This window comes from Streptomyces sodiiphilus, assembly GCF_039529215.1.
Lineage (GTDB): Bacteria > Actinomycetota > Actinomycetes > Streptomycetales > Streptomycetaceae > Streptomyces > Streptomyces sodiiphilus.
In genome coordinates this window covers 71,449-97,211 of record NZ_BAAAMJ010000030.1, presented here as the reverse complement: position 1 = coordinate 97,211, position 25,763 = coordinate 71,449, and the positions used below count along the sequence as shown (strand labels likewise).

General features: G+C 71.3%; 25 protein-coding genes. 16 read left to right on the top strand and 9 right to left on the bottom strand.

The features are described from left to right. Positions 1–52 precede the first annotated feature (52 nt). Complete coding sequence (locus ABD299_RS14740; protein ID WP_344262376.1) at positions 53–1,186, top strand: amidohydrolase; 1,134 nt, start codon at positions 53–55, stop codon at positions 1,184–1,186. On the opposite strand, the gene ABD299_RS14735 is transcribed toward ABD299_RS14740, so the two are convergent. From ABD299_RS14735 to ABD299_RS14700, 8 genes are all read right to left on the bottom strand, one after another. After that, on the bottom strand, positions 1,150–2,175 hold the full coding sequence (locus tag ABD299_RS14735) for a COX15/CtaA family protein (RefSeq protein WP_344262713.1): 1,026 nt from the start codon (positions 2,173–2,175) through the stop codon (positions 1,150–1,152). The genes ABD299_RS14740 and ABD299_RS14735 overlap by 37 nt on opposite strands. A gap of 63 nt (positions 2,176–2,238) precedes the next feature. Then, positions 2,239–2,955 carry an ABC transporter permease gene (locus ABD299_RS14730; protein ID WP_344262711.1) on the bottom strand — a complete coding sequence of 239 codons (717 nt, stop codon included), beginning with the start codon at positions 2,953–2,955 and terminating at the stop codon, positions 2,239–2,241. Positions 2,956–3,014: 59 nt separating this feature from the next. Then, entirely contained in the window at positions 3,015–3,950 is a 936-nt protein-coding gene (locus ABD299_RS14725) for an ABC transporter ATP-binding protein (protein WP_344262374.1), read from the bottom strand. Positions 3,951–4,235: 285 nt separating this feature from the next. Beyond that, the gene (locus ABD299_RS14720; protein WP_344262372.1) at positions 4,236–5,543 is read right to left on the bottom strand and encodes a Gfo/Idh/MocA family protein; all 1,308 of its coding nucleotides are present in this window, start codon (positions 5,541–5,543) and stop codon (positions 4,236–4,238) included. Positions 5,544–5,635: 92 nt separating this feature from the next. Further along, a complete protein-coding gene (locus tag ABD299_RS14715; protein ID WP_344262370.1) occupies positions 5,636–6,919 on the bottom strand; it encodes an ABC transporter substrate-binding protein in 1,284 nt (427 codons plus the stop codon). 28 nt (positions 6,920–6,947) lie between these two features. Then, positions 6,948–7,841 (bottom strand): carbohydrate ABC transporter permease, encoded by an 894-nt coding sequence (locus ABD299_RS14710; protein WP_344262368.1) that lies wholly within the window; start codon positions 7,839–7,841, stop codon positions 6,948–6,950. Further along, positions 7,831–8,796 carry a carbohydrate ABC transporter permease gene (locus ABD299_RS14705; RefSeq protein WP_344262366.1) on the bottom strand — a complete coding sequence of 322 codons (966 nt, stop codon included), beginning with the start codon at positions 8,794–8,796 and terminating at the stop codon, positions 7,831–7,833. The genes ABD299_RS14710 and ABD299_RS14705 overlap by 11 nt, the downstream gene beginning before the upstream one ends. 13 nt (positions 8,797–8,809) lie before the next feature. After that, on the bottom strand, positions 8,810–9,940 hold the full coding sequence (locus ABD299_RS14700) for a mandelate racemase/muconate lactonizing enzyme family protein (RefSeq protein ID WP_344262364.1): 1,131 nt from the start codon (positions 9,938–9,940) through the stop codon (positions 8,810–8,812). A 270-nt stretch (positions 9,941–10,210) separates the two neighbouring features. Here ABD299_RS14700 and ABD299_RS14695 point away from each other — a divergent pair, with 270 nt between their 5' ends. The 14 genes from ABD299_RS14695 (at position 10,211) to ABD299_RS14630 (ending at position 22,036) form a co-directional block, all read left to right on the top strand. Beyond that, on the top strand, positions 10,211–11,272 hold the full coding sequence (locus ABD299_RS14695; RefSeq protein WP_344262362.1) for an aldose epimerase family protein: 1,062 nt from the start codon (positions 10,211–10,213) through the stop codon (positions 11,270–11,272). Then, positions 11,263–12,300: a LacI family DNA-binding transcriptional regulator gene (locus ABD299_RS14690; RefSeq protein ID WP_344262360.1), complete on the top strand. Its 1,038-nt coding sequence runs from the start codon at positions 11,263–11,265 to the stop codon at positions 12,298–12,300. The genes ABD299_RS14695 and ABD299_RS14690 overlap by 10 nt, the downstream gene beginning before the upstream one ends. A 145-nt stretch (positions 12,301–12,445) precedes the next feature. Beyond that, the gene (locus ABD299_RS14685; RefSeq protein WP_344262358.1) at positions 12,446–13,162 is read left to right on the top strand and encodes a helix-turn-helix transcriptional regulator; all 717 of its coding nucleotides are present in this window, start codon (positions 12,446–12,448) and stop codon (positions 13,160–13,162) included. Further along, positions 13,159–14,580 carry a Fe-S cluster assembly protein SufB gene (gene sufB, locus ABD299_RS14680; protein ID WP_344262356.1) on the top strand — a complete coding sequence of 474 codons (1,422 nt, stop codon included), beginning with the start codon at positions 13,159–13,161 and terminating at the stop codon, positions 14,578–14,580. The genes ABD299_RS14685 and sufB overlap by 4 nt, the downstream gene beginning before the upstream one ends. 90 nt (positions 14,581–14,670) lie before the next feature. Next, entirely contained in the window at positions 14,671–15,852 is a 1,182-nt protein-coding gene (gene sufD, locus ABD299_RS14675; RefSeq protein WP_344262354.1) for a Fe-S cluster assembly protein SufD, read from the top strand. Further along, entirely contained in the window at positions 15,849–16,187 is a 339-nt protein-coding gene (locus tag ABD299_RS14670; RefSeq protein ID WP_344262353.1) for a non-heme iron oxygenase ferredoxin subunit, read from the top strand. The genes sufD and ABD299_RS14670 overlap by 4 nt, the downstream gene beginning before the upstream one ends. A 7-nt stretch (positions 16,188–16,194) precedes the next feature. Continuing rightward, positions 16,195–16,959, top strand: coding sequence for a Fe-S cluster assembly ATPase SufC (gene sufC / locus ABD299_RS14665; RefSeq protein ID WP_344262352.1), 765 nt, complete (start codon positions 16,195–16,197; stop codon positions 16,957–16,959). A 66-nt stretch (positions 16,960–17,025) separates the two neighbouring features. Next, on the top strand, positions 17,026–18,282 hold the full coding sequence (locus ABD299_RS14660; RefSeq protein WP_344262351.1) for a cysteine desulfurase: 1,257 nt from the start codon (positions 17,026–17,028) through the stop codon (positions 18,280–18,282). 14 nt (positions 18,283–18,296) lie between these two features. Further along, a complete protein-coding gene (gene sufU, locus ABD299_RS14655; RefSeq protein WP_344262349.1) occupies positions 18,297–18,761 on the top strand; it encodes a Fe-S cluster assembly sulfur transfer protein SufU in 465 nt (154 codons plus the stop codon). Beyond that, on the top strand, positions 18,758–19,087 hold the full coding sequence (locus tag ABD299_RS14650; protein WP_344262347.1) for a metal-sulfur cluster assembly factor: 330 nt from the start codon (positions 18,758–18,760) through the stop codon (positions 19,085–19,087). The genes sufU and ABD299_RS14650 overlap by 4 nt, the downstream gene beginning before the upstream one ends. A gap of 132 nt (positions 19,088–19,219) precedes the next feature. Beyond that, positions 19,220–19,540, top strand: a complete 321-nt coding sequence (locus tag ABD299_RS14645; RefSeq protein WP_344262345.1) for a DMT family transporter — start codon at positions 19,220–19,222, stop codon at positions 19,538–19,540. Beyond that, positions 19,541–20,119, top strand: a complete 579-nt coding sequence (locus tag ABD299_RS14640) for a TetR/AcrR family transcriptional regulator (protein WP_344262343.1) — start codon at positions 19,541–19,543, stop codon at positions 20,117–20,119. It abuts the gene before it with no gap. Between the two features lie 10 nt (positions 20,120–20,129). After that, entirely contained in the window at positions 20,130–21,137 is a 1,008-nt protein-coding gene (gene dapD, locus ABD299_RS14635) for a 2,3,4,5-tetrahydropyridine-2,6-dicarboxylate N-succinyltransferase (RefSeq protein WP_344262341.1), read from the top strand. An 80-nt stretch (positions 21,138–21,217) separates the two neighbouring features. Next, entirely contained in the window at positions 21,218–22,036 is an 819-nt protein-coding gene (locus tag ABD299_RS14630) for an EI24 domain-containing protein (RefSeq protein ID WP_344262339.1), read from the top strand. 158 nt (positions 22,037–22,194) lie between these two features. Here the strand turns inward: ABD299_RS14630 and ABD299_RS14625 are convergent, their stop codons facing one another. Continuing rightward, positions 22,195–24,045, bottom strand: coding sequence for an endonuclease/exonuclease/phosphatase family protein (locus ABD299_RS14625; protein ID WP_344262337.1), 1,851 nt, complete (start codon positions 24,043–24,045; stop codon positions 22,195–22,197). 190 nt (positions 24,046–24,235) lie between these two features. Here ABD299_RS14625 and ABD299_RS14620 point away from each other — a divergent pair, with 190 nt between their 5' ends. Next, positions 24,236–25,741 (top strand): hypothetical protein, encoded by a 1,506-nt coding sequence (locus ABD299_RS14620; RefSeq protein ID WP_344262334.1) that lies wholly within the window; start codon positions 24,236–24,238, stop codon positions 25,739–25,741. The last annotated feature ends 22 nt before the right edge of the window (positions 25,742–25,763 follow it).

Genomic DNA, 25,763 nt, shown 5'->3' with positions numbered 1-25,763 from the left:
CCCCGGGTCCCCCGGAAGCCTCCGGGGACGGCGCGCGACACCGGGAGCGGTTGTGCACGAGCGACGCGGCCCGCACCGGCTGCCCCTGGTGGACACTCACAGCCACGGGGTGCTGCACGGCGAGCTCGGCATCGGGAGCTTCGAGCGGTACTTCGGCGCCGCCGCGGGTGCCGTCCCCGGAGGCCGGGGCGCCGGGAGCTTATTCGACACCCGGGCCGGGCTGGCCCTGCTGCGCTGGTGCCCTCCGCTGCTGGGCCTGGAACCGCGCTGCCCGGCCGTGCGTTATCTCGCCCGCCGCCGCGAACTGGGCGCCTTCGCGGCCGGCCGGGCGCTGCTGCGCGGCACCGGCATCGGCACCTTTCTGGTGGATCCGGCCGGACCGCTGCCGGCCCCGCACGGCCCGGGGGGACCGGCCGGATACGGTGAGGAGGATCTCACCAGCCCCCGGGAACTGGCACAGGCCGCCGGCGGGCGCGGTCACGAGATCGTCGGCCTGGACCGGCTGGCCGTACGTGCCGCCGAGACCGCCTCGACCGTCCGCTCCCTGCTGACCGGCAGCGCCGACGCCCTGCACACTGCCGCCGGCCGCGGTGCCGTCGCCTTCGTCTGCGATGCCTCGGCCGTCGCCGAGCCCGCCGCTCCCGGCATCGGGGAGGTGCAGCGGGCCGCGGGACGGTGGCTCACCGACCGCGGGCGCCGCACCCGGCCGGTCCGCCGGAACACCGCCGATCCGACGCTGCTGCGCCACCTGCTGTGGGCGGCACTCACCACCGGCCGGCCACTCCAGCTGCGCTGCGCGGACCCGACGCCGCTCGCCGGACTGCTGGAGGCCGTCGCCGGAACCGGCACCGTGGTGCTGCTGCCGCGCCGTCCGCACCACAGGGCCGCCGCCCGGCTGGCCGCGGCCTACCCGCACGTGTACGCCGATGTCGGCCCCGACCCCCGGCACACCCTGGGCGAGGCGCCCTTCAGCAGGCTGCTGTTCTCCACCGGCGCGTGGGGGCTCCCGGAGATGCACGTGCTGCGGGTGCGGCAGTTCGAGCGGGGGATGGAGCGGCTGCTGGCCGAGTGGGTCGCGGAGGGCGAGTGCACCCCGGCGCAGGCCCACCGGATCGGGGCCCTGGTCGCCGGCGGCACCGCCCGCCGGATCTACCGGCTGGAGGACGAGGTGGTCGCGGTGGGCTGACCGGAGGGCTCCGGCACGCCCGGGGACACCTCGGGCGCCCGCGGCCCGGTGGACACCGCCGTGGGCGCCGGGCCCCGCTCGCGCAGCGCGAGCAGCAGCCTCAGCATGGCGATCCACACCAGCGCGGAGCCCAGCAGATGCAGGCCCACCAGGAGCTCCGGCAGTTCTGTCAGGTACTGCGCGTAGCCGATGGCACCCTGCGCCAGCAGGACGATCAGCAGCTCCCGCACCCGGGCCCGGGGGTCGCCGGGGGCGTCCGTCAGGCGGAGCGCGGCCCAGACGATGAGCGTGCCCAGGACCACCATCCAGGCGAGTCCGGTGTGCACCCGGGTGACGGCCTCCCAGTCGAAGGGCATCCGCTGGATGTCACCGGCGTCCCCCGCGTGCGGGCCGGTGCCGGTCACCGCCGTGCCCGCCACGATGAGCGCGCCGGTCAGCCAGGTCAGGGCGACAACCGCCCGCCGGACCGGGACGCCCACCAGCGGCCGCGGGGCCGCGTCCCCCTCGCGGGCTCGCTGCCAGGTCACCGTGGCCACCGAGATCAGCGCCGTGGCCAGCAGGAAGTGACCGGCCACGATGTACGGGTTCAGGCCGGTGAGCACCGTGATGCCGCCCAGCACCGCGTTGCCGGCCACGACGAAGAACTGTGCCCAGGCCATGCGGACCAGCCCCGGGCGAGCCGGCTTCGCGGCCCGAGCGGCGACGATGGTCCAGCCGACGGCCGCGCTCAGCACGTACGTCAGCATGCGGTTGCCGAACTCGATCACGCCGTGCCAGCCCATCTCGGCGGTGACGACAAGACTGTCGTCGGTGCACTTGGGCCAGGTGTCGCAGCCCAGCCCGGAGCCGGTCAGCCGGACGGCGCCACCGGTGACCACGATGACGACGCTGAACACGAGCGCGGTGAGCGCGGCGCGTCGCACGGTCTGCGGCTGCGGCGTCCATCGCCGGGCGATGAAGGCGAGGGGGTTGCGTACGGCTTCCAGCATCTTCGGCACCCGTTCATGGTAGGCGCAGCGCTTGTGCACCGATTCACGAGGGCCGGGCGCCGGTCACTCCCAGCGGAAGAAGCGGGCGGCCGCGGTGGCCGCCACCAGCGCCCACACGGCGAGCACCGCGGCGCTGCCCCAGGGCACCCCTTCGCCTCCCAGGACGTCCCGCAGCCCGTCGGCCAGGGCGCTGACCGGAAGCAGCTCCAGGACCGGCCGCACTGCCGCCGGGAAGCTCTCCAGGGGGATGACCACACCGCCGCCGAGCAGCAGCAGGAGGAAGACGAGATTGGCGGCCGCCAGCGTCGCCTCGGCCCGCAGCGTGCCGGCCATCAGCAGGCCCAGCCCCGAGAAGGCGGCGGTGCCCAGCAGCATCAGGCCCGCGGCCGCGGGCCAGGAACCCTGCGGGGACCAGCCCAGGGCCAGGGCCACCGCGGTCAGCAGCAGGGCCTGCAGGGTCAGGGTCACCAGCACCGCGCAGGTCTTGGCGCACAGCAGACCCCAGCGCGGCAGCGGGGAGGTGCCCAGCCGCTTGAGCACCCCGTAGCGCCGCTCGAAGCCGGTGGCGATGGCCTGGCCGGTGAACGCGGTGGACAGCACGGCCAGCGCCAGGATGCCGGGGGCCAGGAAGTCGATCCGTTCGCCGCCGCCGGGCACCGCCACGAGGTCCACGGTGGCGAAGAGCACCAGCAGCAGCGTCGGAATGATCACGGTGAGGAGCAGTTGTTCACCGTGGCGCAGCAGCATCCGGGTCTCCAGGGCCGCCTGCGCCGCGATCATGCGGGGCAACGGCGCGGCACCGGGGCGGGGCCGGTGGGTGCCGGCGGAGGCGGGGGTGCTCACGGGCGCAGCTCCTTGCCGGTCAGGTCCAGGAAGACATCCTCCAGGGTGTGCCGCCGGGTGGTGATCCGGTCGGGCATCACCCCGTTGCGCGCGCACCAGGCCGTGACGTCGGCCAGCAGCTGCGGACCGGCCTCCCCGGCGACCCGGTAGCTGCCCGCCGCCGTCTCGGTCACCTCGGTGCCGGCGGGGAGCACCTCGCGCAGGGAGGCGAGATCCAGCCCGGGGCGGCCGGAGAAGCGCAGTCCTGCCTCCGCCCCGCCGCGGCAGAGCTCGGCGGGGGAACCGTGGGCGATCACCCGGCCGGTGTCGATGACGGCCACGGCGTCGGCGAGTTCCTCCGCCTCGTCCATGAAGTGGGTGGTGAGCACGACGGTGACCCCGTCCGCGCGCAGTTCGCGCACCAGCTCCCAGGCCGCCCGCCGGGCCTGCGGGTCCAGCCCGGCCGTCGGTTCGTCGAGGAAGACCAGCTCGGGACGGCCGACCACGGCCAGTGCGAGCGCCAGCCGCTGCTGCTGCCCGCCCGAGAGCCGGCGGTAGGGCGTGCGTCCGCAGGGGCCCAGCCCCAGCCGCTCGCTCAGGGCGTCCGGGTCGACGGGGTGGGCGTACAGCTTCGCCATGTGGCGCAGCATCTCGCCGGCCCGGACCCCGGGGTAGATGCCGCCGCTCTGCAGCATCACGCCGATCCGCGGGCGCAACGCCGCCGCGTCGGCCACCGGGTCCAGCCCGAGCACACGCAGTCGTCCGGCGTCGGGGCTGCGGTAGCCCTCGCAGGCCTCGACGGTGGTGGTCTTGCCCGCGCCGTTGGGTCCGAGCACAGCGGTGACGGTGCCGCGCTCCACGGTGAGATCCAGCCCGTCCAGGGCCTTCGTACGGCCGTAGGACTTCGTCAGACCGGTGGCCTCGACGGCCGGCCCGGCTGCTGCAGGGTGCATGCCCGCGAGTCTACGGGCGCCCCGGGGACCCGCCGCCGCAGGGCTGCCTCTGAGATGCCGGGCCCGTGCATCTGTCCCATGCAACCGGTTGCGGTGACGCGAGGGTCCGGCGAGAAGCACATGGGCGGGCTCCGCTGAGAAAGCGTTTGCTGCGCGGCGGCCAGGTGAAGGGCTGCCCGAAAGGGCATGTGCACCCGGTGCTGACACGACAGCCGGCGCGAAGCGGACGGGCGGCCCCGCTCGGAGGCAGCCCGTCCGGCCGGGAAAGCCGCAAGCGGTTGCCGTCTAGGCAGGGGGTGACATCCGGGTGCCGCCCTCGGTGAGAGGGACGGGCCGGCCGGTGGCGGCCGAGGTGCCGGCCGCCACCCCGATGAGCACGCTGCGGATGCCGTCCCGGTAGCCGGCCTGCCGCGCCAGCGGGTCGGCGGAGGGGCCGCGGAAGACATCGTCCAGCAGCAGCCGGTCACCGCCGCCGTGACCGCCCTCCCCGCCGGGGATCTCCACCTCCTCCGCCTCCTTCCAGTGCTCCTGCACGGTGAGCCGTTCCCAGGCTCCGGGGGCCTTGTCCTTCGAGGCGGCGGTGGGGTCCACGGCGGCGTCCGGAGGAGTCCAGGACCGCTCGCAGACCGCCAGCTCGATGCGGCCCGCCGTGCCGTTGACGACCACCCGGTAGCCCTCGAACGGCGCATGCGCGGTGAGCGAGTAGGTCAGCAGTGCCCGGTTGTCGTACCGGACGAGGACGGCCATGGTGTCGTCGATGGTCACACCCTCGCCGAACACGTCCTGGTCGCGGATGTAGCCGTCCTCGTGCTCGGCGTCCAGGTACAGGCGCCTGAGCCGCGGGTCGGCGGAGATGTCGAGGATGAAGGGGTCGCGGCCGAGCTGCGGGGCACCGTGCCCGCGCGGCGGCCGCGGGCCGGCCCCCCGCGCGGCGGCGTTCTCACTGCCGTAGAACCGCAGGTCGGTCTGGGCGAAGACCAGTTCGGGGCGGGCGGCCAGCCACCAGTTGACCAGGTCGAAGTGGTGCGTGGCCTTGTGGACCAGCAGCCCGCCGGAGGACGCTTTGTCCCGGTGCCAGCGGCGGAAGTAGTCGGCCCCGTGGATGGTGTCCAGCGCCCACTCGAAATGGACGGAGGTGACCTCCCCGATGCGTCCCTCGGCGATCAGCGCGCGGACCGCGGAGTTCCGCGGGGAGTAGCGGTAGTTGAACGTCACCACGAGGCGGCCCGGACTGCGTCCGGCGGCCTCGGCGATCCGCGCGCATCCCTCGGCGTCGGTGGTGAGCGGCTTCTCCACCACGACATCCTTGCCGGCGTCCAGTGCCGCGCACACGTAGTCGGCATGGGTGGCGTCGACCGTCGCGACCACCACCGCGTCGGCGCTCTCCAGCATCGTCCCGAACTCCCCGGGACGGTGGCACGGCACGCGTTCGCGGCCCGCCGCGGCGATGCGGTCGTTGTAGTAGTCCATGCGGGTCCGGTTCACGTCGCACAGCGCGACGATCTCCCCGGCGTCGCTCCAGTCGCCGAGCAGCGCGTCCACATACATCTGCGCACGGTGCCCGAGTCCCACGAAGGCGTAGCGGCGGGTCACAGGAAGGGCCTTTCCGTTGTCGGGGGTGAGGGCGGGACACGGTGCCGCCCCGCGGTGGCGCCGTCGGGCGGCACCGCGGGGCGCGGGGGCGGTCAGCCCAGGGTCGAACTCGCCTCGGCGATGAACGCCTCGGCCGCCTCCTGCGGGCTCATGCGGTCGAAGATGACCTCCTCGCCGTAGCGCTCCAGCATCGGCGGTATCTCACCGGCGCCGGTGGGCGGCGGCTCGGGCGCGGAGAGTTCGTCTCCCAGGGTGTTGATGAACTCCAGGGACATCCGGTCGGGCTCCGGCAGGGTGGACTCGATCTCCGCGAGCACCGTGGCGTTCATCGGCAGACCGCGGTCGGAGCCGAGGATCGCGCCGGCCTCCGGGTCGTTCACCAGGAAGTCGATCAGCTTGCCGGCCGCCTCCTTGCGCTCGCTGTTCTCGCTCACGGTCCAGAACATGGTCGGCTGCAGGAACATCCCGCCACTGACCGCACCGGGGTCCTTGGGCATGCGCAGCAGCTCGATCTCCTCGCCCGAGCCGGCGGTGATGGCGCTGAGCTGGTTGCTCCACCACATGCCGAGGGCGCCCTGGTTCGTGGCCACCAGGGATGTCTCGATGCCGGTGGAGCCGATCTCGGTGCTCGTCGCGGCGTCGGGCGAGGCCTGGGCGTCGATGAGGCCGAGGTGGCTCCGGTACCAGTCGGCGACCGTCTCGGCCGACACGCCGAGTCCGTCGTCGGTGTAGACGCTCTCGCCGCGCTGGGCGGCGAAGATGTTCAGGTAGGCGTCGTTGTACGACAGCTGGGTGCCGTACACCCCGGCGCCGGTGGCCTCGGTGATCTCGGCGCTGAGCTCGATGTAGTCGTCCCAGGTCCAGGTCGCGTCGTCCGGCGGCTCCACCCCGGCGTCCTCGAGGACCGCCAGGTTCGCGGTGACGGCGAAGGTGTTGGCGCCGGTCGGCACGGCGTACTGGGTGCCGTTCACGTTCCCCGAGGCCAGCACCTCCTCGTTGAGGTCACCGGTGTTCACCAGGGCGCCGACGTCGGCCAGGGTGCCCCGGGTGGCGAACTCGCCGAGACGGCGGATCTCGACGGCGAAGACGTCGGGAGACTTCCCGGACGCCATCTGGGTGGTGAGCCGGTCGTAGTAGGAGTCCCAGTCGGAGAACTCGGGTTCCACCGTGATGTCCGGGTTCTTCTCCTCGAACAGGTCGATGGCCTGCTGGGTGAGCTCGTGGCGGCTGTCGTTGCCCCACCAGCTGAACCGCAGGGTCACCTGGCCGTCCCCGTCATCCGACCCGACGTTGTCACCCCCTCCGCAGGCGGCGGTGAGCGTGAGGGCGCCGGCGATCATCAGGGCCGGCAGTATTCTTTCTCTCCGGTGGAACACGGAAACTCTCCTAGATGTGAGGCGAATCCTACTTGAGGCCGGTGGTGGCGATACCGCGCACGAGGTATTTCTGTCCCGCCAGGAAGAATCCGAAGATCGGGCCGAGCGAAAGAACGGAGATGGCGAACATGGGGCCCCAGGAGGATTGCCCGCTGGAGTCCATGAACGTGCGCAGAGCGACGGGTACCGTGAACATGTCCGGGTCCGTCAGGAAGATCAGCTGGGTGAGGAAGTCGTTCCACGTCCAGATGAAGGTGAAGATGGCCGTGGTGGCCAGGGCGGGCATCGACAGCGGGATGATGATCCGGCTGAAGATCCGCCAGTGACCGGCGCCGTCGATGACGGCGGCCTCGTCCAGGTCCTTGGGAAGGGTGCGGATGAACTGCACCATCAAGAAGATGAAGAACGCGTCGGTGGCCAGTAGTTTTGGCACGATCAGCGGGTAGAAGGTGTTGATCCAGCCGAGCTCGGAGAACAGGATGTACTGCGGGACGATCACCACGTGCAGCGGCAGCATGATCGAACCGAGCATGATGGCGAACCAGACCCGCTTCAGCGGGAACTCCAGCCGGGCGAAGGCGTAGGCGGCCAGCGAGCAGGCGACGAGGTTGCCGACCACCGCGCCCATCGTCACCACGGCGGAGTTGACGAAGTAGTGGGTGAACGGGTGCCGCAGGGCGTTCCACCCCTGGCTGAAGTTCTCGAAGGTGATCGTCGTCGGGATCAGACCGGGCTGCCGGAAGATGAGTTCCTCCGGTTTGAGGGAACTGGAGATCATCCACAGCAGCGGGTACAGCATGACCAGTCCGAAGAGGATCAGTGCCGCGTGCGTGAGGAGCTTCTTTCCCTGCACGGCCCGCAGTCCCCGCCCGAACAGGGTGTCGTTGAGTCCGGAAGTACCCGGTGCGGGCTTATTTGTCATTGTAGAACACCCAATACTTCGACAGGAGGAAGTTCACGCCTGTCAGGATGGCGATGATGGCCACCAGAACCCAGGCCATGGCGGACGCGTAGCCCATTTCCATGGACGGTCCGAAGCCCTTCAGATAGATGTACATCGTGTAGAAGAGCGTCGAGTCCGCCGGGCTTCCGTTTCCGCCGCTCACCACGAACGCCTGGGTGAACGACTGGAAGGCGTTGATGAGCTGGAGGATCAGATTGAAGAAGATGATCGGGGTCAGCAGCGGAAGGGTGACGGAGAAGAACTGCCGGATCCTTCCCGCGCCGTCGAGGCTGGCGGCCTCGTAGTAGCTGCGGGGGATCTGCCGCAGGCCGGCCAGGAAGATGACCATGGGCGACCCGAAGGTCCATACGTTGAGCACGATCAGGGTGCCCAGCGCGGTGCTGGGGTCGGAGACCCAGCTGGTGCCCTGGATGCCGAAGAGGCCGAGGAAGTCGTTGAACAGACCGTCGGCCCCGAAGATCTTCCGCCACAGGATGGCGATGGCGACGCTGCTGCCCAGCAGGGACGGCAGGTAGTAGACCGACCGGTAGATCGGCAGTCCGCTCACGCCGCGGTCCAGCAGAAGCGCCAGCGCGAGCGCGAAGGTCAGCTGGAGCGGTACCGAGACGAAGACGTAGACCGCGGTGTTGCTGAGCGCCTTGAGATACCGGGGATCCTCGCTGAACATCCGGGTGTAGTTGTCCATGCCCACCCAGTTCGTGTCACCGATCAGGCTGTAGTCGGTGAACGACAGGTAGAGCGAGGTCACCAGGGGACCCGCGGTGATCGCGGCCAGGCCGAGGAACCAGGGTGCCAGGAAGAGGAAGGCGGTCAGCGTCTCCTTTCGCCGGCGGCGGCGCAGCATGGCCCGGTCGGGGGGCCTGGGGGCTGCGAGGGCGGGAGGTGCCGGTGTGCGCACCTGGGTATCGGTCATGCGGGTGAGCTCCTCATCGGCTCGCCTTCCGGAGGTGGTCGACGTCGAAGCGCAGGCCGTGCCCCGGCTGTCCGGTGAGCCGCAGGACGGAGCCGTCGAGGTTGACGGGCGCGGGGTTGCGCAGGATGCCCAGACGGGCGAAGGAGGCGTCCTCGACGTCCTCCACCATGGCCGGCAGCGGGAGCGCGCAGGCCAGCTGACCCGACAGGTCGGGCAGCAGATGGGGGTGGACCGGGACGTCGAAGGCCCGGGCCAGTTCACCGATGCGGCGGAATGGCGTGATGCCGCCGACCCGGGCCACGTTCGGCTGCAGGACGTCGCAGGCTTCCGCCGTCAGCAGGTCGCGGAAGCCGCGGACGGTGCGGACGTTCTCGCCCGCCGCGAGCGGGACGCCGGTGTCCCGGCGCAGCCTCGCCTGGCCGGCGAGGTCGTCCGCCGGCAGCGGCTCCTCGACCCAGTGCAGGCCGAAGGGCTCCAGCGCGGCGACGGCGCGGCGGGCGCGGAACAGATCCCATCGCTGGTTGGCGTCGATCATCAGGGCGACGTCCGGGCCGATCACCTCACGGACGGCTGCGACCCGCTCGACGTCCACCGCCAGCTCCTCGTGACCGACCTTGATCTTGACGGCCCGGTGGCCGCGTTCCACCCAGCGGCGGGCCTGGGCGGTCAGTTCGCCGAGCGTGTAGTGAAGGTTGACGCCGCTGCCGTACACCGGCACCGTGTCGCGCCGCCGGCCCAGTTCGTCGGCCAGGCAGTGTCCGGCCGCCGACGCCCGCAGGTCCCACAGTGCGATGTCGACGGCGGCCATGGCCAGCGTGGTGATGCCGCCGGCACCGGCTTCCCGCAGATGGAGCCACAGGGTGTCCCACACCGTCTCCGGGTGGGCCGGCAGACCGGTGACGGCGGGGGCGCAGTCGTGGTCGAGCAGCGCCAGCACCGCGAGGGCACCGGTGGCCGGCGTCCAGGTGAACCCGGTGCCGGTGCGTCCGTCGGTCAGGGTGACCTCGGCGACGATCACATGATGTGCCGGGACGTTCGGTCCCCAGGGACGGGGCAGGGGCGCCCGGTACGCCTCCGCGCGCAGTGCGGCGACGGCCGGCACGGCGGTGCCGGAGGGCCGGGTACAGCTGGCGGTGGCGGTCACCGTGCGGATCCCGCCGCGGCCGGGTGCGGTGACCGCTGCCGGCGGTACCGTGAGCATCCGCTGAGGGCCACGCGGACGCGGGCAGGTGGTACCGGCGGGCGTCCGCCGGCGACGGACGTCGCGGCGCTGCCGGGGGCCGCGCTCGGTGTGACCAGTTTCATGGGTCTCCAATCCCTACAACCGGTTGCAGAACCGTGCCGCACCCCTCGGTAAACGTCAAGGCCCTCGGCGTACTTTTATGGCAACCGCTTGCACGCTACGGTGGGGAGCGTGAGAGAAGACTTCGGCCGAAGCGCCGACGGCACACCGGTCGAGCGCTACACCCTGACCGCCGCCGGGCTGCGGGCACGCGTCCTGACCTACGGCTGCGTGGTGCAGAGCCTGGAGGTGCCGGACCGGCACGGCGGGATGGACAACGTCGTGATCGGCCTGGACTCCATGGAGGACTACCTGACCCGGAGCCAGTTCTTCGGCGCCGTGGTCGGCCGGTTCGGCAACCGCGTCGCCGGCGGGCGCTTCACCCTGGAGGGCCGGACGTTCCGTCTCCCGGTCAACGACGGGCCGAACAGCCTGCACGGGGGCGGGACGGGTTTCGACCGGCGGGTGTGGAGCGTGCAACACGCCGGGCCCGACCGGCTGGTCCTCGCACTGGACAGCGAGGACGGCGACCAGGGCTGGCCGGGCAACCTCCGGGCCGAGGTGACCTATGCGGTGACCGGCACCGGGCACGGTGGCGAGCTGAGAATCGGATACCGGGCGGTGACCGACGCGCCGACCCACGTCAACCTCACCCAGCACTCCTACTTCAACCTGGCCGGTGCGGGGTCCGGTGACATCCTCGGCCACCTCCTCGCGCTGCGCGCGGACCGATACCTGCCGGTCGACGAGCACATGATCCCCGCCGGTCCGCCCGCGCCCACCGTCGGCACACCCTTCGACTTCTCCTCCCCGGTCCCGGTCGGTGCCCGGATTCAGGAGGACCACCCGCAACTGCGGCGGGCCGGCGGCTACGACCACACCTTCGTCCTGCCCGGCCCGGGCCCGGACGGGGCGCCGAGCCCGGCCGCCGTGGTGACGGAGCCGGGCAGCGGCCGGGTACTGCGGGTCGACACCACCGAGCCGGGCGTGCAGTTCTACTCCGGCAATCAGCTGCGGGACCGCGTCTTCGGCCGCGGCAGCGGGCTGTGCCTGGAGACCCAGCACTTCCCCGACTCGCCCAACCGGCCGGACTTCCCCTCCACCGTGCTGCGCCCGGGCGAGGAGTACACCTCCACCACGGTCTACCGTTTCTCCGCCGGTGACGACGCTGGGAAGGAGCCGCTGTGGCCGTGACGATCCGGGACGTGGCGCAGGCGGCGGGGGTGCACGTCTCCACGGTCTCCCGCACCTTCTCGGCTCCCCACATGGTGAACGCCGACACCCGGGAGCGGGTGCTGGCCGCCGCGACACAGCTGGGGTACCGCCCCAACCAGGCGGCCAGGGCGCTGACCACCGGCCGTACCCACAACCTCGGGCTGATCGTCGCGGACATCGCCAACCCCTTCTTCCCGCCGCTGATCAAGGCCGCCCAGGCATATGCCAGGGAACGCGGCTACCACGTCTTCGTCGCCGACACCGACGAGGATCCGCAGGAGGAGCAGGAGCTGATCCAGACCCTGGCCAAGCAGGTGGACGGCGTGGTGCTGGTGAGCCCCCGGCTGACCAACCACTCCATCGAGCGGCTGGGGATGGAGTTGCCGTTCGTGGTGGTCAACCGGCGGGTCAAGGGCCTGTCCGCGGTGCTGATGGACGTGGGCAGCGGGGCCGTTCAGGCGGTGCGCCACCTGACCTCCCTCGGGCACCGCCGGCTGGCCCTCCTCGGCGGCCCGCGCGGCTCGTGGACCAGCGAGCAGATGCGCAAGGCGGCCACCGCCGAGGCCGCGGCGGCCGGGGCGGAGCTGACGGTCATCGGACCCAACTCGCCCACCGAGCGCGGCGGCACCGACGCGGCACCTGAGGTGCTCGGATGCCGGGCCACCGGAGTGATCGCCTACAACGACCTGGTCGCCATCGGACTGATCGAAGGGCTCGCCGCCCGCGGTGTGGAGGTGCCCGCCGGGATGAGTGTGGTGGGGGTGGACGACACGGTGGCCGGCCGGCTCAACCGTCCCAAGCTCACCACCGTCGCGATGCCCACCGCCGCGGCCGGGCGCACGGCGGTCGATCTCCTGCTGCAGGCCGTGGACGCGCGGGGGAACGGAGCGGCCGCGCAGACCACCCTGGAGACGAGCCTGGTGGTGCGGGAGTCGACGGCCGCGGTGCGGCCGGGGGAGAACCCGCCCGCCGGTGCACCGGAGATCGCCGGCGCTCCGGCAGGTTAGGCAACCCTAACGTGACGCACGGCATTCCGGCTGGTCAGGGCCTGGCTTGCCCGGCCGCCCGGAATTAAGCAACAATGACGTTGTGAAAAACGCGGGCGGGCATTCCGGGCGGCCTGCGGCCTCCGGGGCCGCGGGCGCGTCCGTGATGCCGGAGGAGCCCCACGGGACCCGCGGGCGTGTCGCCCGCTCCATCCTCGACCACGGTCCGTCCACCGCGGCCGAACTCGCCCGCCGCCTGGGCCTGACCCAGGCGGCCGTACGCCGCCACCTGGACGCGCTGGCGGCGGATCAGGTGGTGGAGGCCCGGGACAAGCCGGTCTACGGATCGCGCGGCCGCGGCCGTCCCGCCAAGGTCTTCGCGCTGACCGACTCCGGGCGCAACGCCTTCGACCAGTCCTACGACGAACTCGCCGTGCAGGCCCTGCGCTGGATAGCGCGGACGGCCGGTGGCGGGCGGCGCGGCGAGGAGGCTTTGCTGGCCTTCGCCCGCGCCCGGGCCGAGGCGCAGGCCGAGCAGTACCGCCCCCACCTGGAGCAGGCGGATCCGGCCGGACGCACCCGGGCGCTCGCCGAAGCACTCACGCGTGACGGGTACGCTGCTACGGCGCGCAGTGCTCCTGCATCCGCCGGTGAGCAGCTGTGCCAGCACCACTGCCCGGTGGCGCACGTCGCCGAGCGCTTCCCGCAGCTGTGCGAGGCGGAGACCGAGGTCTTCTCCCGCCTGCTCGGCACCCATGTGCAGCGTCTGGCCACCATCGCCCACGGCGACGGGGTGTGCACGACGTATGTGCCACGGACACCCCGCACGAACCACGAGACCACCACCGCAACTGCACGTACCGCCGGGAGGAACCCCGCATGACGCTCCCCACGGAGACTGCCCACCCCGAACTCGAGGGCCTGGGCACCTACGAATACGGCTGGGCCGACTCCGACACGGCCGGTGCCTCCGCCCGGCGCGGACTCTCCGAGGACGTCGTCCGTGACATCTCGGCCAAGAAGTCCGAGCCGGAGTGGATGCTCAAGCTGCGCCTGAAGGGGCTCAAGCTCTTCGAGAAGAAGCCCATGCCCAACTGGGGCTCGGACCTCAGCGGCATCGACTTCGACAACATCAAGTACTTCGTGCGGTCCACCGAGAAGCAGGCCCAGTCCTGGGAGGACCTGCCGGAGGACATCAAGAACACCTACGACCGGCTGGGCATCCCCGAGGCGGAGAAGCAGCGCCTGGTCGCCGGTGTCGCCGCCCAGTACGAGTCCGAGGTCGTCTACCACCAGATCCGCGAGGACCTCGAGCAGCAGGGCGTGCTGTTCCTGGACACCGACACCGCGCTGCGCGAGCACCCGGAGATCTTCCAGGAGCACTTCGGGACCGTCATCCCGGCCGGCGACAACAAGTTCGCCGCGCTCAACACCGCGGTGTGGTCCGGCGGCTCGTTCATCTACGTGCCCAAGGGCGTCCACGTGGACATCCCGCTGCAGGCCTACTTCCGGATCAACACCGAGAACATGGGCCAGTTCGAGCGGACGCTGATCATCGTCGACGAGGACGCCTACGTCCACTACGTCGAGGGCTGCACCGCGCCGATCTACAACTCCGACTCGCTGCACTCGGCGGTCGTGGAGATCATCGTGAAGAAGGGCGGCCGCTGCCGCTACACCACGATCCAGAACTGGTCCAACAACGTCTACAACCTGGTGACCAAGCGGGCCGTGGCCTACGAGGGCGCGACCATGGAGTGGGTGGACGGCAACATCGGGTCCAAGGTCACCATGAAGTACCCGGCCGTGTACCTGATGGGCGAGCACGCCAAGGGCGAGACGCTCTCGGTGGCCTTCGCCGGCGAGGGCCAGCACCAGGACGCGGGCGCCAAGATGGTGCACATGGCCCCGCGCACCTCCTCCAACATCGTGTCCAAGTCGGTGGCCCGCGGTGGCGGCCGCACCTCCTACCGAGGCCTGATCGAGATCGGCGAGGGCGCCGAGGGGTCGAAGTCCAACGTGCTGTGCGACGCGCTGCTGGTGGACACGATCTCGCGGTCCGACACCTACCCCTACGTGGACGTCCGCGAGGACGACGTCACGATGGGCCACGAGGCCACCGTCTCCAAGGTCAGCGACGACCAGCTCTTCTACCTCATGAGCCGCGGCATGTCCGAGGACGAGGCGATGGCGATGATCGTGCGCGGTTTCGTCGAGCCGATCGCCAAGGAGCTGCCCATGGAGTACGCCCTGGAGCTGAACCGGCTGATCGAGCTGCAGATGGAGGGCGCCGTCGGCTGACCGGCCGGCTGTCCGCCCGGACCAGAGGGCCCGGGCGGTTCCCCCATCAGATCCGAAGCGAGTCCGTAGAAAGCGAGCACGACGACAGCCATGGCTGAGGCTCAGACAATTCCGGCGGGTGCGAACACCACCGGATCGATCGCGGTGGCCGCCGAGTCCACCGTCGCCACCCGGATGAGCGCGCCGCCGTCCTTCGACGTGGCGGACTTCCCCGTGCCCACCGGCCGCGAGGAGGAGTGGCGCTTCACTCCCCTGGAGCGGCTGCGCGGGCTCCACGACGGCACGGCCCGGGCCGAGGGCGCCGTCAAGTTCGAGGTGAGCGCCCCCGAGGGGGTCACCGTGGAGACCGTGGGCCGCGAGGACGCGCGGGTCGGCCGGGCGGGCAAGCCCGTCGACCGGCTGGCGGCCCAGGCGTTCAGCTCCTTCGAGAAGGCCAAGGTCGTCAGCGTTCCCGCCGAGTCCCGGCCGCAGGAGCCGGTGCGCATCTCGGTGCACGGCGAGGGCGGGGTCACCTTCGGGCACCTCGTCATCGAGCTGGGGGCCTTCGCCGAGGCGGTCGTCGTCATCGACCACACCGGTGACACCGTCCGGGCCGCCAATGTCGAGTACCTGCTCGGCGACGGCGCCAAGCTGACCGTGGTGTCCGTGCAGGACTGGGACGACACCGCGGTGCACTGCTCCCAGCACACCGCGCTGGTCGGCCGCGACGCCGGCTTCACCTCGGTGATCGTGACCTTCGGCGGCGACCTGGTGCGGCTGCACCCGAGGGTGAACTACGCGGGCCCCGGTGGTGAGGCCGAGTTCTACGGCCTGTACTTCACCGACAACGGCCAGCACCACGAGCACCGGCTCTTCGTCGACCACGACACCCCCAACTGCCGCAGCAACGTCGTCTACAAGGGCGCGCTGCAGGGCACCGCCGCGCACGCGGTGTGGATCGGCGACGTGCTGATCCGCGCGGCGGCCACCGGCACCGACACCTACGAGCTGAACCGCAACCTGGTGCTCACCGACGGCGCGCGTGTCGACTCGGTCCCCAATCTGGAGATCGAGACGGGCGAGATCGTGGGTGCCGGGCACGCCTCGGCGACCGGCCGGTTCGACGACGAGCAGCTCTTCTATCTGATGGCGCGGGGCATCCCGGCCGAGGAGGCGCGGCGCCTGGTCGTCCGGGGCTTCTTCGCCGAGCTCCTCCAGAAGATCGGTGTGCCGGATGTCCAGGAGCGGCTGATCGCCAAGCTCGACGCGGAACTGGAGGCGTCGATCGCATGAGCGAGGAAGGCTACGTGCGGGTCTGCGCCCTGGGTGACCTCGAGGAGGACACTCCCCGGCGCGTCGAGCTGGACGGTACGCCCGTCGCCGTCGTCCGCACCGAGGGCGAGGTGTTCGCGGTGAACGACATCTGCTCGCACGCCAATGTCTCGCTGTCCGAGGGCGAGGTCGAGAACTGCATGATCGAGTGCTGGCTGCACGGCTCCAGCTTCGACCTGCGCACCGGCAAGCCCTCCGGTCTGCCGGCCACCCGTCCGATCCCCGTTTATTCCGTCAAGATCGAAGGAGACGGCCCCGGCGCCGCTGTGCTCGTCTCTCTCACCCAGGAGTCCTGAAGTCCCCATGGCAACGCTTGAGATCCACGACCTGCACGTCTCCGTCGAGGCCGAGGGCGGCCCCACCGAGATCCTGCGGGGTGTCGACCTGACCGTGAAGCAGGGCGAGACGCACGCCATCATGGGCCCCAACGGCTCCGGCAAGTCCACCCTGGCCTACTCGCTGGCCGGTCACCCCAAGTACACTGTCACCGGCGGTACCGTCACCCTGGACGGCGAGGACGTCCTGGAGATGTCCGTCGACGAGCGGGCCCGTGCCGGGCTCTTCCTGGCCATGCAGTACCCGGTGGAGGTGCCGGGTGTCTCGGTCTCCAACTTCCTGCGGACCTCCGCCACCGCCATCCGCGGTGAGGCACCCAAGCTGCGCACCTGGGTGAAGGAGGTCAAGGAGGCGATGGCCCGTCTGGAGATGGACCCCTCCTTCGCCGAGCGCAACGTCAACGAGGGCTTCTCCGGCGGTGAGAAGAAGCGCCACGAGATCCTCCAGCTGGAGCTGCTCAAGCCGAGGATGGCGATCCTGGACGAGACCGACTCCGGCCTGGACATCGACGCCCTGCGAGTGGTGTCCGAGGGCGTGAACCGCGTCCGCGAAACCGGCGAGTCCGGCACCCTGCTCATCACGCACTACACCCGTATCCTGCGCTACATCAAGCCGGACCACGTCCATGTCTTCGCCCGCGGCCGGATCGTCGCCTCCGGCGGCCCGGAACTGGCGGAGGACCTGGAGGCCAACGGCTACGAGCAGTACACCAAGGGCGGCGCGGCGTCGTGAACGACCCGCGTACGACCCCCGCACCACGCCGCCCGCGGGCGGAGAAGTGAAGGGAGGGGAGGGGGAGTGATCCAGCTGTCCGGCCTCCTCGACACCGAGGCGATCCGCAAGGACTTCCCGATCCTGGACCGCACGGTCCACGACGGCAAGCCGCTCGTCTACCTGGACAACGCGGCGACCTCGCAGAAGCCGCGCCAGGTGCTCGACGCGCTCAGCGCCTACTACGAGCGGCACAACGCCAATGTCCACCGCGGGGTGCACGTACTCGCGGAGGAGGCCACAGAGCTCTACGAGGGGGCCCGGGACAAGGTCGCCGCCTTCATCAACGCGCCCAGCCGCGATGAGGTGATCTTCACCAAGAACGCCTCGGAGTCGCTCAATCTCGTGGCGAACATGCTCGGCTGGGCCGACGAGCCGTACAAGGTCGACCGGGACACCGAGATCGTCATCACGGAGATGGAGCACCACTCCAACATCGTTCCGTGGCAACTGCTGTCGCAGCGCACCGGCGCGACACTGCGGTGGTTCGGGCTCACCGAGGACGGACGGCTGGATCTGTCGCAGATCGAGCAGGTCATCACGGAGGAGACGAAGATCGTCTCCTTCGTGCTGGTCTCCAACATCCTGGGGACGCACAACCCCGTCGAGGCGATCGTCCGCCGGGCGCAGGAGGTCGGCGCACTGGTGCTGATCGACGCCTCCCAGGCGGCCCCGCACATGCCGCTGGACGTCCAGGCTCTGCAGGCCGACTTCGTGGCCTTCACCGGCCACAAGATGTGCGGTCCGACCGGCATCGGCGTGCTGTGGGGCCGGCAGGAGCTCCTGGAGGACCTCCCCCCGTTCCTGGGCGGCGGCGAGATGATCGAGACCGTGTCGATGCACTCCTCGACCTATGCCCCGGCGCCGCACAAGTTCGAGGCCGGTACCCCGCCGATCGCGCAGGCCGTCGGCCTGGGGGCGGCGGTGGACTACCTCACCGGCATCGGCATGGAGAAGATCGCCGCGCACGAGGACGCCCTCACCCGGTACGCCCTCGAAAGCCTCTCCCGGGTTTCGGGGCTGAGGATCATCGGCCCCGCCACGGCCGAGGAGCGCGGCGCCGCCATCTCGTTCGCGCTGGGGGACATCCACCCGCACGACGTCGGGCAGGTGCTCGACGAGCTGGGCATAGCGGTGCGCGTCGGCCATCACTGCGCACGCCCCGTCTGCCTGCGGTACGGAATTCCGGCGACCACGCGAGCGTCGTTCTATCTGTACTCCACACCGGCCGAGGTGGACGCCCTGGCCGAGGGGCTGGAGCACGTACGGAACTTCTTCGGATGAGGTGTCCCTAAGACGTGAAGCTGGATTCCATGTACCAGGACGTGATCCTGGACCACTACAAGCATCCGCACGGCCGCGGTCTGCGCGACGGCGATGCCGAAGTGCACCACGTCAACCCCACCTGCGGGGACGAGATCACTCTCCGGGTGAGGCTGGAGGGCACCACCATCGGTGACGTCAGCTACGAGGGGCAGGGCTGCTCGATCAGCCAGGCCAGCGCCTCGGTGCTGAACGAGCTGCTGGTGGGCAAGGAGCTCGCGGACGCCACCCGGATCCAGGAATCCTTCCTGGAGCTGATGCAGTCCAGGGGCCGGCTGGAGCCGGACGAGGCGATGGAGGAACTGCTGGAGGACGCCGTGGCGTTCGCCGGTGTTTCGAAGTACCCGGCCCGCGTCAAGTGTGCTCTGCTGAGCTGGATGGCATGGAAGGACGCCACCGCCCAGGCGCTGGGCGACGGTGCGGTGAAGGAGACAGCATGACGGAGACCACCACCAAGCCCGCCAGTGAGGACGAGGTCCGCGAGGCGCTGTACGACGTCGTCGACCCGGAACTGGGCATCGACGTGGTGAACCTCGGCCTGATCTACGGCGTTCACGTCGACGAGGACAATGTCGCCACCATCGACATGACGCTGACCTCGGCGGCGTGCCCGCTGACCGATGTCATCGAGGACCAGGCCAAGTCGGCCACCGAGGGCATCGTCAGGGAACTGAAGATCAACTGGGTGTGGATGCCCCCGTGGGGACCGGACAAGATCACCGACGACGGCCGGGACCAGCTGCGGGCCCTCGGCTTCAACGTCTGATCATTCTGCCGGGCCCCGCGCGGCCCGCCGCCCGTCCCGTGCCCCGCCGGTCCGCCGGCGGGGCACGGGACGTTCTCCCGCTGCAGCGGCCGGAGTGTACGGACGTACGCATCGTTGTGTACGTTCGTACTCATGGTGTACGTGACGCTCGCCGGGGCGATAGTGATGGAGATCCTCGGCACGACCGCGATGAAGTACAGCCACGGCTTCACCAAGCTGTGGCCCTCCGTGATCACCGGGGCGTGCTACCTGCTGGCCTTCACCCTGCTGGCCAGAACCTTGAAGACCATGGACATGGGCATCGCCTACGCCATATGGGCCGGTGCGGGCACGGCGCTGATCGCACTCATCGGGATGGTCTTCCTCGGCGAGGCCGCCACCGCGGCCAAGCTGCTGGGGGTCACCCTGGTGATCGCCGGGGTGGCTGTGCTCAACCTGGGCGGAGGGCGTTGAATGGCCCGCCGTCACGACCCCGGCCGCCGGCAGCGGATCACCGACGCCGCGGTGCGGGTGCTCATGGAACGCGGCATCGCCGGGCTCAGCCACCGTGCGGTGGCCGCTGAGGCGGACGTGCCGCTGGGCTCCACGACCTATCATTTCAGCAGCCTGGACGACCTGCTGCTGGCCGCGCTGCGCGAGGTCAACGACGCCTGGCTGACCCGTCTGGAGCGCTGGGAGGCCGCACTGCGGCCCGGCCGGCCACTGGCCGGCGAGCTCGCCCGGTTCGTGGAGGAGTCGGTGCGTGACGAACGCCCCCGGGTGGAGCTGGAGTACGAGCTCTACTTCGCCGGGCTCCGCAGGCCGGCCGTCCGGCCGCTGGCCGCCTTCTGTCTGGACGAAATGGCGGGCGTACTGCGCCGGCGGGTACCGGACGACGCCACGGCCCGCGCGCTGGTCGCGCTGCTGGACGGTCTGCTGCTGCAACTCGTCCTCACCGGCCGGGAATGCGACCGCGAGCAGATCCGTGAGGCCTTCGCCCGGCTGGTCCCGCAGGACGGGACCGGTTCGCCGCCCGGCCCTGCCGCCGGTTAGCGTGTGCTGCATGACCGAAGCACCCCAGAACCCCGCCACCACCGGCGCCACAGCCGCCGGGCTCGCCACCGTCACCACTGACGGAACCGTCCTGGACACCTGGTTCCCCGCCCCCCGGCTCCTCCCGCGCGCGGAGGCGGAACAGGAGGGGCCGGCCGGCACGGAGCGGCTGAACCCGGAGCGGGCCGCCGCCCTGCTGGGCGAGTCCGCCCCGAAGGCGCTGGGCCCGGACCCGCGCCGCGGGGTCGAGGTTGTCGCGGTCCGCACGGTCATCGGTGCACTCGCGGACAAGCCGCTGGACGCGCACGATGCCTACCTGCGTCTGCATCTGCTCAGCCACCGGCTCGTCCGCCCGCACGGGCAGAATCTTGACGGGATCTTCGGGCTGCTGGCCAATGTGGCCTGGACCAGTATCGGTCCGGTCCCCGTCGACGGCGTCGAGGCCGCCAGGCTCGTCGCCCGGGCCGAGGGGCTGGCGATGGCCGTCACGAGCATCGACAAGTTCCCGAGGATGACGGACTACGTCTGCCCGTCCGGCGTGCGCATCGCCGATGCGGACCGGGTCCGGCTCGGTGCCCACCTGGCGTCCGGCACCACCGTGATGCACGAGGGGTTCTGCAACTTCAACGCCGGCACCCTGGGCGCCTCCATGATCGAGGGACGGATCAGCGCCGGGGTCGTCGTCGGCGACGGTTCGGACATCGGGGGGAGTGCCTCGGTCATGGGCACCCTCTCCGGGGGCGGCAAGCAGACGATCTCCATCGGGGAGCGCTGCCTGCTGGGCGCCCAGGCCGGCATCGGCATCTCGCTCGGTGACGACTGCGTGGTGGAGGCCGGGCTGTATGTCACGGCCGGCACCCGGGTCACCCTGCCGGACGGAGAGGTGGTCAAGGCGCTCCAGCTGTCCGGTGCCCACAATCTGCTGTTCCGCCGCAACTCCGTCACCGGCAGTGTGGAGGCACTGCAGCGCACCGGCTCCTGGGGAGGGCTGAACGAGGCCCTGCACAGCAACGACTGAGCCCTCCGGCACCGCGGGTGCCGACCGGTCCGGCCTCCGTTGCGCGCCCGATGCCGGACCGGTCCTCTAATCTGATCGTCATGAACGATCTTGTGGTGGGACTGCGCTGTGCCGGGCGCGGTCAGGCCTGGGCGCTGCGCAACCGCCGGTGGCTGGGATTCGGGCTGCTGCCGGGCCTGATCGCTCTGGTGATCTACCTGGCCGGGCTGCTCCTGCTCGCGCTGCGCGCGGGCGGCATCGCCGCCTGGGCGACCCCCTTCGCCGACGGCTGGGACAGCCCGTGGCAGTCGCTGTTCCGCACCGGCCTCGCCCTCCTCGTCTTCGCCGGCGGGCTGCTGCTGACGGTGCTCACCTTCACCGCCGTGACGCTGCTGATCGGGGAACTGTTCTACGACTCCCTCTCCGAGCAGGTCGAGCGTACCCAGGGAGAGGTGCCTTCGGGGCCGGACCGGCCGCTGTGGCGCGACCTGTGGCTCTCGGTCACCGACAGCGTGTACGTGTTCGGGCGGGTCCTGATGTGGACGGTGCCGCTGTTCCTGCTGGGTTTCGTGCCGGTGCTGGGGCAGACGGTCGTACCGGTGGCGGGCGTGGCCGTCGCCGGGTTCTTCCTGTCCGTGGAACTCACCGCGATCGCGCTGGAGCGCCGGGGCTTGACGGTACGTGAGCGGCTCGGGCTGCTGCGCGGCCGCAAGGCGCTGGCGCTGGGGTTCGGCGTGCCGATGGTGCTGCTGTTCATGATCCCGCTGGCCGCCGTGGTGCTCATGCCCGGTGCGGTGGCGGGGGCCACACTGCTGGTGCGCGACCTCGCCGGCGGAGCGCCGGGCGAGGGCGCGGGCGGTGCCGCGGCCGACGGCGGGGCCGGAGGAGAGCCGGCGCCGGCCGGCCCGCTCCCCGGCTGACCGACGGTGCGCGCCTGACCGACCGCGCTCTTCAGGGCGTCCACGAGCCGGCCCGGAACAGCGCCTTGACGGTGCAGCCTGGAGCAGACCCTCCGGCCGCGCCCGGGGGTTCCTTCGTGCTCGCCCGCACGGCAGAACCCCCGGGCGCCCCGGGCGCCTCAGGGGCGGAAGCGCAGCACCTGCGGGTCGTGGTCGCTCGCCTGGTCGGCGAACTCGGTGTTGATGTGCACGATCTCGTAGTCGAAGCGGCGGATCGAGGGAGAGACCAGTGTCTGGTCCAGGACCTGGGAGTTGCCCTGGAAGACGTAGGTGTAGCGGTCCTGGGGCGGCAGCGACAGGACGGCGCTGCGCAGCACGCCGCCGTCGGTCAGCGCCTCGGTGGTGGCGGAGAACTCGAAGTCGTTGATGTCCCCCAGGACGACGACCCGGGCCTGCCGCTCCACCGCCAGCAGGTCCTTCACGAAGGTGTTCACCGCGCCTGCCTGAAGCAGCCGCTGGGTCTCGGTGGACCGGTTCGGCGGCTGGAAGCGGGAGTACAGCGGCTGGTCGCCGCCCTTGGAGTTGAAGTGGTTGGCGATGACGAAGACCGTCCGGCCGCGGAAACGGAACTCGCCGGCCAGTGGCTTGCGGCTGCGCTCCCAGGCCGGAGAGGCCGGGTCGACGCGGCCGGGGGAGTGGGTGAGGGCGGCGTGGCCCTTGCGCCGGACCACGCCGGCCGCGGTGGTGGCGTCGCCGCCGGGCCGGTCGGTGAAGGACACGCGCTCGGGGTTGAACAGGAAGACGTTGCGGATGTTGCCCCCGGGCCGGCCGCCGTCCATCCCGTCCTCCGGGTCGATGCCCCGCCAGTGGTACCGCGGACCGCCCGCGGCGACGATGGCGTCCGTGAAGCGCTCCAGTGTGCGCTCGGCGGTGACCGTGCCGTCGTCCACCGGCCCGCTGTCGTCCTGGATCTCCTCCAGCGCGAGGATGTCGGGCGAGGCCAGGTGCTCCACTACGCCGGTGGCCAGCCTGTCGAACTTCTCCTGGTCGTTGCCCGGGTGGAGGTTCTCCACGTTGTAGGTGGCGACGGCCAGTTCCCCGGGGCGCTGGCGCCGGGCGCTCTGCGGCTCCAGCCCTCCCGGTGACACCTCGCCCATCTCGCGGGCCACCAGGTGATAGCCGCCGAACTCGTCGTAGTCCAGCGGACCGCTCGTGGTGCCCGAAAGCACGTCGCCGACGTCCGCCGAGGGGAAGGGCTGCTGGGACACGGGGGTGAGCGACTCGATCTTGAGGCGCCCCGGGTTCTGGGAGGTGTAGGAGCCGTAGACGGTGCCGCCGCGCGGTGTGGGGTTGTCCCCGGGCCTGACCGTCACCCACAGCTCGTGGTACGGGGTGGTCGGCCCGACCACCCGGGCGTCCTCGACCGCGACGTTCATTCCTTCGAGGGATTCGTAGAGGTCGAGCGCGTAGCGCTCGGGCTGCAGGGACAGCCCTTCGATGCTGCCGCCGTCGGCCGGGTTTCCGGCGGGGGCGAAGGCCGCGGGCACGGTACCGGCGTCGAGCACGACCGGTTCGGGAAGAGGGTTCCCGGAGGAGACGACCGTGACAGACGGGCGCGAGAGCTGGGTGACGGACAGTCCGCCGCGGGCGGCGCCACCGTAGTAGTACTCGCCGACCTGGCCCGAGACGAGCACCGCGTCACCGACCGAGACCGTCGGCACGGAGCTGGTGAACACGAACAGGCCCTCGCTGGTGGCGGGGTCGTCGTCGGGCTCGGGGTCCTGGATCCAGAACCCGCGGGAGCCGTAGGTGCGCACCCCGGTGACGACGCCCGCGACCTCCGTCACGTGTTCCCCGGCCAGCGGGGATATCCGGCCGGACCCCTGGATGTCGTGTATCCGCACCGTGAGGGTGTCCGGGCCGGCGGCCGAGGAGGTGGCCACCAGCTGGGGCGAGCACAGGGCGGCGACGACAAGAGCGCCGAGTGCGGCCCTTCGGCGGTACGGGCGGGGGCGGGGAGCTGTGGACAAGGAATCCTCCGGGAGAGAACCGGCGTTGAGCCTTCTACGCGCGTAAAGCTTTCGCACGCCAGCGGGGTTGTCAACGTCTCCCGGACGACGTCCCGGCAACGACCGGGTGAACCGGACACCGGCCCGGAAACAGGACTACGCTGGGGCGGGCACTGACTGCCGCACCCGTCGCGCAAGGAGCCCCCACCACATGTCCGGTGACGACCGTCCCACCGTCCCGCCCGTCCGGTTGCCCTCCGAGGCCGAACTGGCGCGTGACGCGCTCGCCGCCCCGTTGCCGGCCCGGGCCGCCGCACTCGCCCGCTGGGCCGGAACCGGAGTGCCGGTCGGCGCCGGCGGGGAACTGCCGCCCGGCCGGCTCAAGGAAGCGGCCGCGCACATCGCTCCGGACGCCGGGGAGGAGGCCCCCGCCCTGGCCGCCGAGGCGTGGAACTACGCGATCGACACCGGGCTGGTGACGGTCGACGAGGAGGACACCGGAGCGGACCCGGACGAGGTGACCGGCACCGCGGTACCCGGCGAGGAGCTGGCGAGGTTCACCGGCGGCGGCGCGCCCGGTGATGTCCTGGAGGTCTGGGCCGAAGGGCTGGAGTCGGTGCTGGCCGACGCGGCAACGCCCGCCCTGGAGGATCTGATCGGCGCCATGGAAGGGCTCGTCCGGGAGGACGGGAGCATCGACCCGGAAGCCTTCGCCCCGGAGAGCCTTCAGTGGGACCCGGAGGAGGAAGCGGCGTTCCTCGACGACGCGCTGGAGAACCTTTACCTGCTCACCGCCACCGACGAGGCGGTCGCGGCGGGCGCCGCGGTGCCGCTTCCGGTCCTGGCCGCGTCCCTGGTGCTGCCCGAGGACATGGCCGAGCCCTCCGACGAGGCGCTGCACCAGGTCTCCGCCGTGATGATGAAGCTCGACGACCAGTTCCGCCTCCTGGAGCCCACCGGCCTGCTGGAGTATCACCCGGTGGACGAGGCGCTGATCGCTGAGACCAGTGAGGAGGCCCCCGGGGACCGGACCGTGGACGAGGAGGAGGACCTGACCCGGTACGGGCAGGTACGGCTCACGCCGCTGGGCCTGTACGGGGTGCGCGGCCGCATGGTGGAGGCCGGGTACGACGCGCCGTTGGTCGGTGACCTCGCGGGCGAGGACGCGGCTGTGCTGCTCGCTGCCGTGCCCCGCTGTCCGGAGTCGTCCGCACGGGCGGAGGCGGAGCAGTGGCTGGCCGCCAGGCCGCCGCTGGAGGCCGCCCGTGAGCTGCTGGCCGCCGCGCGCGGCACCGACCCCGACGGGCCCGGCCGCCGGCTCGGCTGCCAGCTGGTGCTGTCGCTGCTGGGGGAGGAGGCCGAACCGGCCCTCAGGGAGGTGCTGGACGACAGGGAACTGGGCGGGCTGGCCCGGGTCTGGCTCGCCGAGCGGGGCGCCGACGACATCCCCGGACCGCCGGAGGACATGGTGTTCTGGCTGACGATCGACACCCTGGCCGCCCAGCTGGGCGCCTACGGGGAAGAGGAGGAGCCGGCCGCCCTCCGGGAGCTCGCCGAAGGGCTCGCCACCCAGCACTCCGGGTTCTTCGACAAGGCGTGGCGGGTGGAGCACCCGGCCACCGCGGAGGTCCTGGAGGCGGTGGGCCGGGTGCACCCGGACAGGCAGACCGCCAAGGAGGCCAAGAAGGCCGCCTTCCGGGCGCGCTCCCGCGCCTGAGACACACACGGAAGGGCCGGTG

What these genes read in the sequence shown, in the direction of transcription:
- ABD299_RS14705 (WP_344262366.1), bottom strand. Translation starts at nt 8,796, where the DNA reads ATGACCGATACCCAGGTGCGCACACCGGCACCTCCCGCCCTCGCAGCC.
- sufB (WP_344262356.1), top strand. Translation starts at nt 13,159, where the DNA reads ATGACGCTCCCCACGGAGACTGCCCACCCCGAACTCGAGGGCCTGGGC.
- ABD299_RS14735 (WP_344262713.1), bottom strand. Translation starts at nt 2,175, where the DNA reads ATGCTGGAAGCCGTACGCAACCCCCTCGCCTTCATCGCCCGGCGATGG.
- ABD299_RS14725 (WP_344262374.1), bottom strand. Translation starts at nt 3,950, where the DNA reads ATGCACCCTGCAGCAGCCGGGCCGGCCGTCGAGGCCACCGGTCTGACG.
- ABD299_RS14645 (WP_344262345.1), top strand. Translation starts at nt 19,220, where the DNA reads ATGGTGTACGTGACGCTCGCCGGGGCGATAGTGATGGAGATCCTCGGC.
- ABD299_RS14640 (WP_344262343.1), top strand. Translation starts at nt 19,541, where the DNA reads ATGGCCCGCCGTCACGACCCCGGCCGCCGGCAGCGGATCACCGACGCC.
- sufD (WP_344262354.1), top strand. Translation starts at nt 14,671, where the DNA reads ATGGCTGAGGCTCAGACAATTCCGGCGGGTGCGAACACCACCGGATCG.
- ABD299_RS14630 (WP_344262339.1), top strand. Translation starts at nt 21,218, where the DNA reads ATGAACGATCTTGTGGTGGGACTGCGCTGTGCCGGGCGCGGTCAGGCC.
- ABD299_RS14650 (WP_344262347.1), top strand. Translation starts at nt 18,758, where the DNA reads ATGACGGAGACCACCACCAAGCCCGCCAGTGAGGACGAGGTCCGCGAG.
- ABD299_RS14730 (WP_344262711.1), bottom strand. Translation starts at nt 2,955, where the DNA reads ATGATCGCGGCGCAGGCGGCCCTGGAGACCCGGATGCTGCTGCGCCAC.
- sufC (WP_344262352.1), top strand. Translation starts at nt 16,195, where the DNA reads ATGGCAACGCTTGAGATCCACGACCTGCACGTCTCCGTCGAGGCCGAG.
- dapD (WP_344262341.1), top strand. Translation starts at nt 20,130, where the DNA reads ATGACCGAAGCACCCCAGAACCCCGCCACCACCGGCGCCACAGCCGCC.
- ABD299_RS14710 (WP_344262368.1), bottom strand. Translation starts at nt 7,841, where the DNA reads ATGACAAATAAGCCCGCACCGGGTACTTCCGGACTCAACGACACCCTG.
- ABD299_RS14670 (WP_344262353.1), top strand. Translation starts at nt 15,849, where the DNA reads ATGAGCGAGGAAGGCTACGTGCGGGTCTGCGCCCTGGGTGACCTCGAG.
- ABD299_RS14685 (WP_344262358.1), top strand. Translation starts at nt 12,446, where the DNA reads ATGCCGGAGGAGCCCCACGGGACCCGCGGGCGTGTCGCCCGCTCCATC.
- ABD299_RS14620 (WP_344262334.1), top strand. Translation starts at nt 24,236, where the DNA reads ATGTCCGGTGACGACCGTCCCACCGTCCCGCCCGTCCGGTTGCCCTCC.